At 71.4% G+C, this 14,091-nt stretch carries 11 protein-coding genes and 1 pseudogene; 11 read left to right on the top strand and 1 reads right to left on the bottom strand.

The features are described from left to right. The 11 genes and pseudogenes from B0E53_RS23510 to B0E53_RS23460 form a co-directional block, all read left to right on the top strand. Positions 1–203 (top strand): annotated as a pseudogene (locus tag B0E53_RS23510) (NADH-quinone oxidoreductase subunit NuoE); the annotation flags it as partial. Further along, complete coding sequence (nuoF, locus tag B0E53_RS23505; RefSeq protein ID WP_107078043.1) at positions 200–1,516, top strand: NADH-quinone oxidoreductase subunit NuoF; 1,317 nt, start codon at positions 200–202, stop codon at positions 1,514–1,516. The pseudogene B0E53_RS23510 and the gene nuoF, both read left to right, overlap by 4 nt. Beyond that, complete coding sequence (locus B0E53_RS23500) at positions 1,516–3,996, top strand: NADH-quinone oxidoreductase subunit G (protein WP_107078042.1); 2,481 nt, start codon at positions 1,516–1,518, stop codon at positions 3,994–3,996. The genes nuoF and B0E53_RS23500 overlap by 1 nt, the downstream gene beginning before the upstream one ends. Before the next feature lie 61 nt (positions 3,997–4,057). Further along, positions 4,058–5,413, top strand: a complete 1,356-nt coding sequence (nuoH, locus tag B0E53_RS23495; protein WP_107078041.1) for an NADH-quinone oxidoreductase subunit NuoH — start codon at positions 4,058–4,060, stop codon at positions 5,411–5,413. A 1-nt stretch (position 5,414) separates the two neighbouring features. Then, positions 5,415–6,056, top strand: coding sequence for an NADH-quinone oxidoreductase subunit NuoI (gene nuoI, locus B0E53_RS23490; protein WP_107078040.1), 642 nt, complete (start codon positions 5,415–5,417; stop codon positions 6,054–6,056). Beyond that, the gene (locus B0E53_RS23485; RefSeq protein ID WP_107078039.1) at positions 6,053–6,823 is read left to right on the top strand and encodes an NADH-quinone oxidoreductase subunit J; all 771 of its coding nucleotides are present in this window, start codon (positions 6,053–6,055) and stop codon (positions 6,821–6,823) included. Before nuoI ends, B0E53_RS23485 begins: the two co-directional genes overlap by 4 nt. Positions 6,824–6,881: 58 nt before the next feature. Then, positions 6,882–7,181 carry an NADH-quinone oxidoreductase subunit NuoK gene (gene nuoK, locus B0E53_RS23480; RefSeq protein ID WP_088959269.1) on the top strand — a complete coding sequence of 100 codons (300 nt, stop codon included), beginning with the start codon at positions 6,882–6,884 and terminating at the stop codon, positions 7,179–7,181. Positions 7,182–7,188: 7 nt separating this feature from the next. Then, positions 7,189–9,150 (top strand): NADH-quinone oxidoreductase subunit L, encoded by a 1,962-nt coding sequence (gene nuoL, locus B0E53_RS23475; protein WP_107078038.1) that lies wholly within the window; start codon positions 7,189–7,191, stop codon positions 9,148–9,150. Between the two features lie 64 nt (positions 9,151–9,214). Continuing rightward, positions 9,215–10,747: an NADH-quinone oxidoreductase subunit M gene (locus B0E53_RS23470; protein ID WP_107078037.1), complete on the top strand. Its 1,533-nt coding sequence runs from the start codon at positions 9,215–9,217 to the stop codon at positions 10,745–10,747. Then, complete coding sequence (nuoN, locus tag B0E53_RS23465) at positions 10,744–12,297, top strand: NADH-quinone oxidoreductase subunit NuoN (RefSeq protein WP_107078036.1); 1,554 nt, start codon at positions 10,744–10,746, stop codon at positions 12,295–12,297. The genes B0E53_RS23470 and nuoN overlap by 4 nt, the downstream gene beginning before the upstream one ends. Positions 12,298–12,385: 88 nt before the next feature. Continuing rightward, positions 12,386–13,468 carry a polyprenyl synthetase family protein gene (locus tag B0E53_RS23460; protein WP_107078035.1) on the top strand — a complete coding sequence of 361 codons (1,083 nt, stop codon included), beginning with the start codon at positions 12,386–12,388 and terminating at the stop codon, positions 13,466–13,468. 62 nt (positions 13,469–13,530) lie between these two features. Here the strand turns inward: B0E53_RS23460 and B0E53_RS23455 are convergent. Beyond that, positions 13,531–14,091, bottom strand: a 561-nt coding sequence (locus B0E53_RS23455) for an MFS transporter (protein WP_146167742.1), incomplete at its 5' end; no start/stop codon positions are given.

The raw sequence follows: 14,091 nt of genomic DNA, 5'->3' as shown, positions 1-14,091 counted from the left end.
AGGTCCCGACGGACACCACCGCCCCGGCGCCCCGCGACGCCCAGGCCGCGGAGGCCGCCGGCGCGGCGGCCAACCCGCCGGCCGGTGACGGCAAGCCCGCCGGCGACGAGGCCGGGGCGCAGCAGCGCAACCTCAACGAAGCGTCGTCGGGCGGCAACGGCACGAGCCCGGCGGACGCGAGCGGAACGGGGGTCCAGAAGTGACCGCTCCTCGGCCGGAGACGCTGGCCAAGCTGACGCCGGTGCTCACGAAGCGCTGGCTGTCGCCGGACGCCTGGCGGATCGGCACCTACGAGAAGCTGGACGGCTACGCCGCCCTGCGCAAGGCGCTCAAGGCGCACCCGGACGACCTGATCCAGCTGATCAAGGACTCCGGGCTGCGCGGCCGCGGCGGCGCGGGCTTTCCGACCGGTCTCAAGTGGGGGTTCATCCCGCAGGGCGACGGCAAGCCGCACTACCTCGTGGTGAACGCCGACGAGGGCGAGCCGGGCACCTGCAAGGACCTGCCGCTGATGACCCACGACCCGCACTCGCTGGTCGAGGGCGTCATCATCGCCTCGTACGCGATCCGCGCCAACCGGGCGTACATCTACATCCGCGGCGAGGCCGTGCACGCCGCCCGCCGGCTGCGCAACGCCGTGCGGGAGGCGTACGCCAAGGGCTACCTCGGCCGGAACATCCAGGGCACCGGGTTCGACCTGGACCTGGTGGTGCACTCCGGTGCCGGGGCGTACATCTGCGGTGAGGAGACCGCGCTGCTGGACTCGCTGGAGGGCTTCCGCGGCCAGCCCCGGCTGCGCCCGCCGTTCCCGGCGACCCACGGCCTGTACGCGAGCCCGACCGTGGTGAACAACGTCGGCACCATCGCCAGCGTGCCGTACATCGTGCTGGGCGGCGCCGACTGGTGGAAGACCATGGGGACGGAGAAGTCCTCCGGCCCGATGATCTACTCGCTCTCCGGCCGGATCGCCAACCCGGGCCAGTTCGAGTGCTCGATGGGGATCACCCTGCGCGAGCTGATCGAGCTGGCCGGCGGCATGCAGCCCGGGCACAACCTGAAGTTCTGGACCCCGGGCGGCTCGTCGACGCCGCTGCTCACCGCCGAGCACCTGGACGTGCCGCTGGACTTCGAGGGGGTGGCGGCGGCCGGCTCGATCCTGGGCACCACGGCCACGCAGATCTTCTCCGACCAGGACTGCCCGGTGTACGCGACCTACCGGTGGCTGGAGTTCTACCACCACGAGTCGTGCGGCAAGTGCACCCCGTGCCGCGAGGGCAACTACTGGATGGTCCGGGTCTACCGGCGGATCCTCGCCGGCCACGGCACCCACGAGGACCTGGACACCCTGCTCGACACCTGCGACAACATCCTCGGCCGCTCGTTCTGCGGTCTGGGTGACGGTGCGACCAGCTCGGTGACCTCGTCGCTGAAGTACTTCAAGCAGGACTACCTCGACTACATCGAGGGACGTACCGCGCCGAAGCTCTCCGAGAAGCAGCTGGTGGGAGCCCACTGATGACCGACGTAGCCAAGCAGACCGAGACCGTCACCCTGACCATCGACGGCGTCCAGGTCACCGCCCCCAAGGGGGCGCTGCTGATCCGGGTCGCCGAGCAGTTGGGCACCGAGATCCCGCGGTTCTGCGACCACCCGCTGCTGGCCCCGGCCGGCGCCTGCCGGCAGTGCCTGGTGGAGGTGGAGGGCCAGCGCAAGCCGGTCGCCTCCTGCACCCAGACCGTGGCCGACGGCATGGTGGTGCGGACCCAGCTCACCTCCCCGGTCGCCAAGAAGGCCCAGGAGGGGGTGATGGAGCTGCTGCTCCTCAACCACCCCCTGGACTGCCCGATGTGCGACAAGGGCGGCGAGTGCCCGCTGCAGAACCAGGCGATGTCCACCGGCCGCGCCGACTCCCGGTTCCACGAGCACAAGCGGGAGTACCCGAAGCCGCTGCCGATCAGCACCCAGGTGCTGCTCGACCGCGAGCGCTGCGTGCTCTGCCAGCGCTGCACCCGGTTCTCCGAGGAGATCGCCGGCGACAAGTTCATCGACCTGATGGGCCGGTCGTCCGCCGAGGAGATCAACATCTACCGGGACGACGCGTACGGCGAGGAGGGCGACGCGGGCGACGTCCCGTTCAACTCGTACTTCTCCGGCAACACCGTGCAGATCTGCCCGGTGGGCGCGCTGACCGGCGCGCAGTACCGGTTCCGGGCCCGCCCGTTCGACCTGGTCTCCACCCCCAGCGCCTGCGAGCACTGCGCGGCCGGCTGCGCCCAGCGCACCGACTGGCGGCGCGGCAAGGTGCTGCGCCGGCTGGCCGGTGACGACCCGGCGGTGAACGAGGAGTGGAACTGCGACAAGGGTCGCTGGGGCTTCCAGTACACCCGCGCGTTCGACCGGCTCACCACCCCGCTGGTGCGGGACGGGAAGACCGGTGAGCTGCGCGAGGCGTCCTGGAGCGAGGCGCTGACCCGGGCCGCCGAGGGGCTGCGCGCCGCCCGGGACGGCGGGCACGGCACGGCGGTGCTGACCGGCGGCCGGCTCACCGTCGAGGACGCCTACGCGTACGCGAAGTTCGCGCGGGTCGCGCTGCACACCAACGACATCGACTTCCGGGCCCGCCCGGTCTCCCGCGAGGAGGCCGACTTCCTGGCCAGCAGCGTCGCCGGGGTCACCGACGTGACCTACGCGGACGTGGAGAACGCGCCCGCCGTGGTGCTGGTCGGCCTGGAGCCGGAGGAGGAGTGCCCGATCCTCTTCCTGCGGCTGCGCAAGGCGTACCTGAAGAAGAAGCTGACCGTGTACGCGCTCGCGCCGTTCGCGACCCGCGGCCTGGAGAAGCTCGGGGCCAAGCTGGCCCGGGTGGTGCCGGGCGAGGAGGCCAGCGTGCTGGCCGAGCACGCCACGGTGGCCGAGGCGCTGAGCCAGCCGGGCGCCGTCCTGATCGTCGGCGAGCGGCTGGGCGCGGTGCCCGGCGGCCTCTCCGCCGCGGCGGACGTGGCCCGGCGTACCGGGGCCAAGCTGGCCTGGGTGCCGCGGCGCGCGGGTGACCGCGGCGCGGTTGACGCGGGCTGCCTGCCGAACCTGCTCCCCGGCGGCCGCGTGGTCACCGAGCCGGCCGCCCGCGCCGAGCTGGGCGAGGCGTGGGACCTCCCGGCCGGGGTGATCCCGAGCCAGGCCGGCCGGGACACCGACGGCATCCTCACGGCCACGGCCAACGGTCAGATCGGCGCCCTCGTGGTGGCCGGCGTCGACCCGGCCGACCTGTCCGACCCGCGCCTGGCCGAGCAGGCCCTGGACGCGGTGCCGTTCCTGGTCAGCCTGGAGCTGCGGATGAGCGCGGTGGCCCGCCGGGCCGACGTGGTCCTGCCGGTCGCCCCGGTGGTCGAGAAGGCCGGCAGCTTCCTGGACTGGGAGGGCCGGCTGCGCACCTTCGAGAAGGTGCTGGACACCGCGGCGATGACCGACGGCCGGGTGCTCGACGCGATCGCCGCGCAGCTCGACGTGCGGCTCGGCACCGGCGACGTGCAGAGCGTCCGCCGGGAGCTGGGCGCGCTGCCGCCGACCCGGGTGGACCGGCCGTCCGCCCCGTCCGTCGAGCCGGCCACCGTGCCGCAGCCCGGCGCCGGCGAGGCCGTGCTGGCCACCTGGCACCAGCTGCTCGACCTGGGCAGCCTCACCGACGGCGATGAGCACCTCGCCGGCACCGCCCGCCCGCCGGTGGTCCGGCTGGGCAAGGGCACCGCCGAGGCGCTCGGTGTCGCGGACGGCGACCCGGTGACCGTCGGCACCGACCGCGGTGCGGTCACCCTGCCGGCGGCGATTACCGAGATGCCGGACGGCGTCGTCTGGCTGCCGACCAACTCACCCGGCTCGACCGTCCGGCGCAGCCTCGGCGCGACGTCCGGCGAGGTCGTGAAGGTCTCGGCCGCGGCGGTCGCCGCGGACGCGGCCGCCCGTCCGGGTCCGCTCCTCAACACCGGGAGTGCCCAGTGAGCGCGAGGAGTGAACGAGCGGAGCGAGTGAGCCCCGCAGTCGCGAACGAAAGGTGGGTGCAGTGAACACCGTCATCCTCGCGGCGCAGGACCCGACCCTGGCCGACTTCGGCAAGGATCCGTGGTGGCTGGTCCTCGGGAAGATCGTCTTCGCGTTCGTCTTCGGCCTGCTGGCCACGCTGCTCGGCGTCTGGTTCGAGCGCCGGGTGGTCGGCCGCATGGCGGTCCGGCCCGGCCCCAACCAGGTCGGCCCGTTCGGCCTGCTGCAGACCCTCGCGGACGGCCTGAAGATGGCGTTCAAGGAGGACATCCTCCCGCGCGCCGCCGACAAGGTGGTCTTCTTCTTCGCGCCGACCATCTCGGTGATCTCCGCGGTCACCGCGCTGTCGGTGGTGCCGTTCGGCCCGAAGGTGAGCATCTTCGGCCACTGGACGCCGCTGCAGGTCACCGACGTGTCGGTGGCGGTGCTGGTGATCCTCGCCTGCTCCTCGATGGGCATCTACGGCATCGTGCTCGGCGGCTGGGCCTCCGGCTCGACGTACCCGCTGCTCGGCGGTCTCCGGTCCAGCGCCCAGATGATCTCGTACGAGGTCGCCATGGGGCTGAGCATCGTGGCGGTGTTCATGACCGCCGGCACGATGTCGACCAGCGGGATCGTCGCCGCACAGGGCGACGCCACCCAGCTCACCATCGCCGGCCAGCAGATCCCGGCTCCCGGCTGGTACGCGATCCTGCTGCTGCCCAGCTTCGTCATCTTCTTCATCGCCATGGTCGGTGAGACCAACCGGGCGCCGTTCGACCTGCCCGAGGCGGAGTCGGAGCTGGTCGCGGGCTTCATGACCGAGTACAGCTCGCTCAAGTTCGCGCTCTTCATGCTCTCCGAGTACGTGTCGATGGTGACCATGTCCGCGGTCACCACCACGCTCTTCCTCGGCGGCTGGCGGGCCCCCTGGCCGATCACCCTCTGGTCGGGCGCCAACTCGGGTTGGTGGCCGATGCTCTGGTTCTTCGGCAAGGTCATCGTCCTGGTCTTCGTCTTCGTCTGGCTGCGGGGCACCCTGCCCCGGCTCCGCTACGACCAGTTCATGCGCTTCGGCTGGAAGGTCCTGCTGCCGATCAACCTGGTCTGGATCCTGGTGCTGAGCGGGCTCCGCTCGATCGAGGACTGGCAGACCCAGGACCGGCTGCTCGCCACCGGCATCGGCGCGGGCGTGCTGCTGCTGGCCACGCTCTTCTGGCCGAGCCGGAAGAAGGCGCCGGAGCCGCCGCTCCAGGAACAGGTGAACAGCCGTCCACACGGCAGCTTCCCGCTGCCGCCGATGGATCTTCAGGTTCCGCCGAGCCCGCGTACCAAGCGCGTGGTCGCCGAGCGGGAGCCGGCCAACGTCGTCGCCGGCTCGGACTCCAGGGAGGTGTGACGTGGGCGCGATCACCGGAACGTTCAAGGGCTTCGGGGTCACCTTCTCGCACATGTTCAGGAAGGTCGTCACCACCGACTACCCGTTCAAGCCGCCGGTCTCGGCGCCGCGCTACCACGGGCGGCACATCCTCAACCGGCACCCGGACGGGCTGGAGAAGTGCATCGGCTGCGAGCTGTGCGCGTGGGCCTGCCCGGCGGACGCGATCTACGTGGAGGGTGGCGACAACACCGAGGAGCAGCGCTTCTCCCCGGGTGAGCGGTACGCCAGCGTCTACCAGATCAACTATGCCCGGTGCATCTTCTGCGGGCTCTGCATCGAGGCCTGCCCGACCCGGTCGCTCACCATGAGCAACGAGTACGAGCTGGCCCGGGACAACCGGCAGGACCTGATCTTCACGAAGGAGCAGCTGCTCGCGCCGCTGCTGCCCGGCATGGAGCAGCCGCCGCACCCGATGCGGCTGGGCGACAGCGAGAAGGACTACTACGTCGGCGGGCTGACCAACCCGGGCACCTCGGCCGGCGCCGAGCGCTCGCCGATGGGCCCGGGCCGGTACCAGGTGGAGGAGCACCCCGGCGTGACCTTCCCCGGCGCCGAGCAGGCCGCGCAGCGGGCCGAGGCGGGCAAGGGAGCAGGAGCATGACCACGCAGACGGTGCTCGCCGCGGCGGGCCAGGTGTCCGGAGGTGAGGAGGTCACCTTCTGGATCCTCGCCCCGCTGGCCCTCATCGGGGCCATCGGCATGGTCTGGGCGCGCAACGCGGTGCACTCGGCGCTCTGGCTGGTGCTGACCATGCTCTGCCTGGGCGTGTTCTACGTGCTCCAGGCCGGGCCGTTCATCGGCATGGTGCAGATCATCGTCTACACCGGCGCGATCATGATGCTGTTCCTGTTCGTGCTGATGCTGGTCGGCCGGGACGCCTCCGACTCGCTGATCGAGACGCTGCGCGGCCAGCGGGTCGCCGCGGTGGTGCTCGGGCTCGGCTTCGCCGGCCTGATCGGCTCCGGGCTCTACCGGGCGCTGGAGGGCGTGCAGGCCGTCGGCCTGGACCGGCCGAACGCCGAGGGCAACGTGCAGGGGATCGCCCGGCTGCTCTTCACCAAGTACGTCTTCGCCTTCGAGCTGACCTCCGCGCTGCTCATCACGGCGGCGGTGGGCGCGATGGTGCTGGCGCACGTGGAGCGGCGCAAGGAGGACCGGATGGACCAGATCGCCACCATGAAGGCCCGGTTCCGCCCCGGCAACTACCCCGGCCCGAAGCCCGGACCGGGCGTCTTCGCCACCTCGTCCTCGGTGGCCACCCCGGCCCGCCTGCCCGACGGCCGGCTGACCGACCGGAGCATCCCGGAGATCCTGCCGGTCCGGGAGCTGACCGCCGAGGAGACCACGCTGAAGGGGACAGAGCGGTGAGCGCGAGGAGTGCAGCGGAGCGGAGCCCCGCAGTCGCGAACGAAAGGCTGGCTCAGCGATGACCCCGGACTACTACCTGATCCTCGCGGCGGTGCTGTTCACCATCGGCGCCGTCGGCGTGCTGGTCCGGCGCAACGCGATCGTGCTGTTCATGTGCGTCGAGCTGATGCTCAACGCGGCCAACCTGACGCTGGTCACGTTCAGCCGCATCAACGGCGACCTGAACGGCCAGATCATGGCGTTCTTCGTGATGGTGGTGGCCGCGGCTGAGGTCGTGGTCGGGCTCGCGATCATCATGTCGATCTTCCGGACCCGGCGCTCGGCGAGCGTCGACGACGCCAACCTGCTGAAGTACTGAGGGGCTCGTGGTGGAGAAGATTCTGACGTTCGCCCAGTCCGAACCGGCCGGAACCGTCGCTTTCGCGACGGCGGATGGGCTGTTGGGCAGTGTCTGGCTGCTGGTGGCCATCCCGCTGGTGAGCGCGGCGATCCTGCTGCTGCTCGGCAAGCGGGCGGACCGCTGGGGCCACTGGCTGGGCGTGGCGGCCATCGGCGCCGCCTTCGTGCTCGGCCTGACCTACTTCTTCCAGCTCCGTGGCCTGGAGAACAAGCAGGTCGAGCAGAGCCTCTGGCAGTTCATCACGGTCGGCGACCTCAAGGTGGACTTCGGTCTGCTCTTCGACCCGCTGGCCGCCGTCTTCGTACTGCTGATCACCGGGGTGGGTTTCCTGATCCACCTCTACGCGGTCGAGTACATGGCGCACGACGAGGGCCGGCGGCGGTTCTTCGGGTACTTCAACCTCTTCGTCGCCGCGATGCTGCTGCTGGTGCTCGGCAACAACTACGTGATGCTCTACTTCGGCTGGGAGGGCGTCGGTCTGGCGTCGTACCTGCTGATCTCCTTCTGGTACGGCCGGCCGAGCGCGGCCACCGCCGGCAAGAAGGCGTTCCTGATGAACCGGGTCGGTGACGCCGGCCTGGCCATCGGCATCTTCGTCATGTTCGCCATGCTCGGCACCACCCAGTACGACGAGGTCTTCAACGGCGTCGGCGCGCTGAGCGGCACCACCGTGCTGGTGCTCGGCCTGCTGCTGCTGCTCGGCGCCACCGGCAAGTCCGGCCAGTTCCCGCTCCAGGCGTGGCTGCCGGACGCGATGGAGGGCCCGACGCCGGTCTCCGCGCTCATCCACGCGGCGACCATGGTCACCGCGGGCGTCTACCTGATCGCCCGCTCCAACCCGATCTTCTCGGCCAACCACACGCTCCAGCTCGTGGTGGTCAGCGTCGGCGCGATCACCCTGCTGATGGGCTGCCTCATCGGCGCGGCCAAGGACGACATCAAGCGGGTGCTGGCCTGGTCGACGGTGAGCCAGATCGGTTACATGTTCCTCGGCGTCGGCCTGGGCGGCGCGGCGTACGCGCTGGCCATCGTGCACCTGCTGGCGCACGGCTTCTTCAAGGCCAACATGTTCCTCGGCGCCGGCTCGGTCATGCACGGCATGAACGACCAGGTCGACATCCGCCGCTTCGGCAACCTGTCGAAGTACATGAAGGTCACCTGGCTGACCTTCATGATGGGCTGGCTGGCGATCATCGGCATGTTCCCGTTCTCCGGCTTCTTCTCCAAGGAGCCGATCATCGTGGCCGCGTTCGAGCGGGAGGGCTGGACGGCCTGGCTCTTCGGCATGGCCGCGCTGCTCGGCGCCGGGCTCACCGCGTTCTACATGACCCGGCTCTTCGTGCTCACCTTCCACGGTCCGGCCCGCTGGACCGAGGACATCGAACACCCGCACGAGTCGCCGAAGCTGATGACGATCCCGCTCATCCTGCTGGCGATCGGCTCGGTGGGGGCGGGCTTCCTGCTCGCCACGTCGGTGCCGGACTGGCTGGAGGCGACCGCCGGCCTGGGCGGCCAGGAGGAGGGCCACGAGGCCGTCCTCGCACACTGGCTGATCACCACGCTCTCGCTGCTGGTGACCGTGCTCGGCGCCGGGCTGGCCTGGTTCCTGTTCCGCAACGGCACGGCCACCGAGCCGCAGCCGGCCGGCGTGCTGGTCACCGCCGCCCGCCGGAACCTCTACACGGACGCCGTCAACGAGGCGGTCTTCGAGAAGCCGGGCATCTTCCTCACCCGGGCGCTGGTCTTCCTCGACAACCGGGGCGTCGACGGGCTGGTCAACGGCCTCGCCGCCGCGGTGGGCGGGGGTTCGGGCCGGCTCCGGCGGCTGCAGACCGGTTTCGTGCGGTCGTACGCGACCTCGATCCTGACCGGCGCGCTGCTCGTGGTGGCGGCCTTCCTGGCGGTGCAGGCGGGGTGGCTGGCGTGATCGACCTCAACGCGGCCGCCCCCGCCGGCGGGCCACGCAGTCACGACGGAGGTAAGGCCGAATAATGTCCAACTTCCCGTTCCTCTCGGTGCTGACCGTGGCACCGCTGGTCGGCGCCCTGCTCGTGGCCCTGCTGCCGCGGCGCAACCCGGACCTGGCCAAGCTGGTGGCGTTCGGCTGGTCGCTGCTGGTGCTGGTGCTCTCGGTGGCCATGTGGATCGCCTTCCAGGCCGACGGTGACCGGTTCCAGTTCCGCGAGTCGTACGCGTGGATCCCGAACTGGGGCGTCAACTTCACCTTCGAGGTGGACGGCATCGCGCTGGTCATGCTGATGCTGATCGCGATCCTGGTGCCGCTGGTGATCCTGGCGTCGTGGCACGACGCCGAGTCGTCCAAGCGCTCGGTGCCGGTCTACTTCGCGCTGCTGCTCGTCCTCGAGTGCACGATGATCGGCGTCTTCGCCGCCGCCGACGTCTTCCTGTTCTACGTGTTCTTCGAGGTCATGCTGGTGCCGATGTACTTCCTCATCGGCAGCTACGGCGGCCACCAGCGGCAGTACGCGGCGGTCAAGTTCTTCCTCTACTCCCTGGTCGGCGGCCTGTTCATGCTGGCCGCGGTGATCGGCCTCTGGGTGGTCGGCGGGAAGACCTTCGACTGGCAGGCGCTCAGCCAGGCCGAGTTCGCCACCGACACGGCGCGCTGGCTCTTCCTCGGCTTCTTCCTCGCGTTCGCGATCAAGGCGCCGTTCTTCCCGTTCCACACCTGGCTGCCGGACGCCGGTGGCGCGGCCCCGGCCGGCGCGGCGGCCCTGCTGGTCGGCGTGCTGGACAAGGTCGGCACCTTCGGGATCCTGCGGTACTGCCTGCCGCTCTTCCCCGAGGCGTCGAGGTGGTTCGCCCCGTGGGCGCTGGCGCTCGGCGTGATCGGCATCATCTACGCCGCGCTGCTGGCGGTCGGGCAGAACGACCTCAAGCGGCTGGTGTCGTACACCTCGATCGCGCACTTCGGGTTCATCGGGGTCGGCATCTTCGCCTTCACCACCCAGGCCGGCACCGGTGCCGTGCTCTACATGCTCAACCACGGGCTGGCCACCGGCCTGCTCTTCCTGGTGGTGGGCATGCTGATCGCCCGCCGGGGCTCGGCGCTGATCAGCGACTTCGGCGGCGCGGGCAAGCTGGTGCCGCTGCTCGCCGGGGTGCTCTTCTTCGCCGGTCTCGCCTCGCTGGCGCTGCCCGGCACCGCGCCGTTCGTCTCCGAGTTCCTGGTGCTGATCGGCACGTTCACCACGAACAAGCCGGTCGCGGTGATCGCCACGCTCGGCATCATCCTGGCCGCGGCGTACGTGCTGTGGATGGTGCAGCGCACCACCCAGGGCACCCTCAACCCGGCCCTGACCGAGGTCGAGGGCATGCGCCGGGACCTCAGCCTGCGCGAGAAGGTCGTGGTCGCCCCGCTGATCGCGCTGATCGTGCTGCTCGGCTTCTACCCCAAGCCGGTCACCGATGTCATCAACCCCGCCGTGAAGGCGACCATGCAGGACGTGGGTCGGACCGATCCCGCCCCGGAGGTCGGTAGCGTCCAGGAGGCCGCGAAATGACCGAGCTGAAGTTGCCGTCGATCGACTACGCGGCGCTCGCTCCCATCCTGATCATGCTGGGCGCCGCCCTGGTCGGCGTCCTGGTCGAGGCGTTCGTGCCGCGCCGCCTGCGCAACACGGTGCAGCTGGTGCTCGCGCTGCTGGCGGTGCTCGTCGCGCTGGCCATGGTGATCTTCAACGCTGACGACCGGCTGATCACCGCCGGCCAGGCCATCGCGGTGGACGGGCCGACGCTCTTCCTCCAGGGCGCCATCCTGATCCTGGCCGCCATGGCGCTGCTGCTGGTCGGCGAGCGCACGGTCGAGCGGGGCGGGGCCTTCGTGGCCCACGCCGCGGTCACCGCCGAGTCGGCCGACGACCGGCGGCAGGCGGACGGGATGGGCGGCACCACCGAGGTGTACCCGCTGGTCACCTTCGCGATCGGCGGCATGCTGATCTTCGTGGCGGCGAACGACCTGCTGACCATGTTCATCGCGCTCGAGGTCTTCTCTCTGCCGCTCTACCTGCTCTGCGCGCTGGCCCGCCGCCGGCGGCTGCTGAGCCAGGAGGCCGCGCTGAAGTACTTCATGCTCGGCGCGTACGCCTCGGCGTTCTTCCTCTTCGGCGTGGCGCTGATCTACGGCTTCACCGCCGGGATCCCGGGCCGGGGGGCCGGCGTCGACTTCGCCACCGTGCACGCCGCGGTGTCCGAGTCCTCGTCCAGCCCGGTGCTGCTCTTCGCCGGCATGGCGCTGCTCGCCATCGGCCTGCTCTTCAAGGCCGCCGCCGCCCCGTTCCACGTCTGGACCCCGGACGTCTACCAGGGCGCGCCGACCCCGGTGACCGGCTTCATGGCCGCCTGCACCAAGGTCGCCGCGTTCGGCGCCCTGCTGCGGGTCTTCCACGTCGCCTTCGCCGGGGCCTCCTGGGACTTCACCCCGGTGCTCGGCGCGGTGGCGGTGCTGACCATGCTGGTCGGCGCGGTGCTGGCGGTCACCCAGACCGACATCAAGCGGCTGCTGGCGTACTCGTCGATCGCCAACGCGGGCTACCTGCTGGTGGGCGTGCTGGCGCCCAGCAAGGACGGACTCTCCGGCACGATGTTCTACCTGGTCGCGTACGGCTTCTCGGTGCTCGCCGCGTTCGCCGTCGTGACCCTGGTCCGGAACGCCGACGGGGAGGCCACCCACCTGTCCCGCTGGGCCGGGCTGGGCCGCCGGTCGCCATTCTTCGCGGCGATCTTCACATTCATCCTGCTGGCCTTCGCCGGTATCCCGCTCACCAGCGGGTTCACCAGCAAGTTCGCCGTCTTCGCCCCGGCGCTGGACGCGAACCAGGCGTGGCTGGTGATCGCCGGCGTGCTGACCAGCATGGTGCTGGCCTTCCCGTACCTGCGGGTCGTGGTGATGATGTGGCTCTCCGAGCCCGGCGACGCCACCCCGACGGTCACCGTGCCGGGCGCGCTCACCTCGGCGGCCCTGGTCATCGGCGTGCTCGCCACGCTGGTCCTGGGTGTCGCCCCGGCGCCCCTGCTCGACCTGGCCAACGGTGCCGCCGAATTCGTGCGATGACCCAGGTTCCACCCCGGGGGCCGGTACGCCGAGGCGTGCCGGCCCCCGGTCCGTATCCCCCTCGGCGGGCAGGTCGAACGGGTGTGGCATGGTTGATGGCGTGGTGATTCCGGCTGGCGAGCGTTCAGGTGCCACCGGCCCGGGCGGTCGTCCGGGCCCGGAGGGCACGGGTCAGTTCGGCGCGCTCGGCCTGCACCTCGCCGATCCGCGGGTCGAGGCGTCCGTGCTGGGTCTCCTGGAGCGGGTCGAGACCGACCTGCGCGCCAGCGTGGCCAGCGCCGACCCGCTCGTCACCGAGGCGGCCCGGCACCTGGTCGAGGCCGGCGGCAAGCGGTTCCGGCCGCTGCTGGTGGCGCTGGGCGCCCAGTTCGGCGACCCGGACGGCGCGGAGGTCGTGCCCGCCGCCGTGGTGATGGAGCTCACCCACCTGGCGACGCTCTACCACGACGACGTCATGGACGAGGCGGTCGTGCGCCGGGGCGCCCCGAGCGCCAACTCCCGCTGGACCAACTCGGTGGCCATCCTGGTCGGCGACTACCTCTTCGCCCGGGCCGCGGACATCTCGGCCGACCTGGGCCCGGAGGCCGTACGCCTGCAGGCGCGCACCTTCGCCCGGCTGGTGCACGGGCAGATCGCCGAGACGGTCGGCCCGCGCGGCAGCGACCCGGTCGCGCACTACCTGCACGTCATCGCCGAGAAGACCGGTTCGCTGATCGCCACCTCGGCCCGTTTCGGCGGCATGTTCGGCGGTGCGTCCGCCGAGCACATCGAGGCGCTGGCCGGCTACGGCGAGATCATCGGGGTGGCCTTCCAGCTCTCCGACGACCTGCTGGACATCGCCAGCGAGTCGGTGCAGTCGGGCAAGACGCCCGGCACCGACCTGCGCGAGGGCGTGCCGACCCTGCCGGTGCTCTACGCGCTCGCCTCCGACGACTCCGACGCGGCCAGCGTCCGGCTCCGGGAGATCCTGGCGACCGGCCCGCTGGTCGACGACGCGCTGCACGCCGAGGCGCTCGGCCTGCTCCGCGAGTCCCCGGCGCTCAAGCGCGCCCGCGAGACGGTCCGCAGCTACGCCGAGGACGCCCGCGCCCGGCTCGCCCCGCTCCCCGAGGGCCCGGCCCGCCGCGCCCTCGAATCCCTCTGCGACTACATCGCCGACCGCACCAGCTGACCGCCGCGGTCCGGCGTTCGGCCGGGGTGAGCGCTACCGGCCGGGTCGCGGCCGGACCACCGTCAGGGGCGGGACAGCAGCCGGCTGCCGATGAGCATGCACAGGGCGGCGAGGAGCATGGCGGCCGCTGCGGTGCCCCACATGGCCGGGTAGCCGGCCAGGTCGGCGATCGTGCCGAGGCCGAGCGGGCCGACGCAGCCGCCCGCGTACACCCCGGTCTGGGTGATCGAGGTGGCGGCGGCCGGCGCCTGCGGGTGGAGCCGGACCACCGCGAAGTTCATCAGCCCGGGCCACGCCCAGCCCAGGCCGAAGCCGAGCACCACGCCGGCCACCAGCGGCACCGGGCCGGACACCGCGAGCAGGACCAGCCCCACCGCGCCCACCACCAGCATCCCGGCGATCAGCGCGACGTGGCCGGTCTCCCGGCGGTCGGCCAGCCAGCCGGCGCCCACCCGGGCCGCCACGCAGACCGCGCTGCCCAGGGTGAGGGTGAGGCCGGCCAGCGCCGGGGACAGCCCCCGGCCGGCCGCCGAATCGACCACGAAGGTGCCCAGCGCGTTCGCCGCGGCGGCCGCCAGGGTCGCCGCCACGCCGACCACCACCAGCGCCGTCGTGGCCCGGCC

Origin of the sequence: Micromonospora sp. MH33 (assembly GCF_003013775.1) — a bacterium.
Classification (GTDB): Bacteria; Actinomycetota; Actinomycetes; order Mycobacteriales; family Micromonosporaceae; genus Micromonospora; species Micromonospora fulviviridis.
The sequence above is the reverse complement of the archived record's forward strand: the minus strand, read 5'-3'. Positions and strand labels throughout refer to the sequence as shown.

What these genes read in the sequence shown, in the direction of transcription:
- B0E53_RS23500 (WP_107078042.1), top strand. Translation starts at nt 1,516, where the DNA reads ATGACCGACGTAGCCAAGCAGACCGAGACCGTCACCCTGACCATCGAC.
- B0E53_RS23485 (WP_107078039.1), top strand. Translation starts at nt 6,053, where the DNA reads ATGACCACGCAGACGGTGCTCGCCGCGGCGGGCCAGGTGTCCGGAGGT.
- nuoK (WP_088959269.1), top strand. Translation starts at nt 6,882, where the DNA reads ATGACCCCGGACTACTACCTGATCCTCGCGGCGGTGCTGTTCACCATC.
- B0E53_RS23470 (WP_107078037.1), top strand. Translation starts at nt 9,215, where the DNA reads ATGTCCAACTTCCCGTTCCTCTCGGTGCTGACCGTGGCACCGCTGGTC.
- nuoN (WP_107078036.1), top strand. Translation starts at nt 10,744, where the DNA reads ATGACCGAGCTGAAGTTGCCGTCGATCGACTACGCGGCGCTCGCTCCC.
- B0E53_RS23460 (WP_107078035.1), top strand. Translation starts at nt 12,386, where the DNA reads ATGGTTGATGGCGTGGTGATTCCGGCTGGCGAGCGTTCAGGTGCCACC.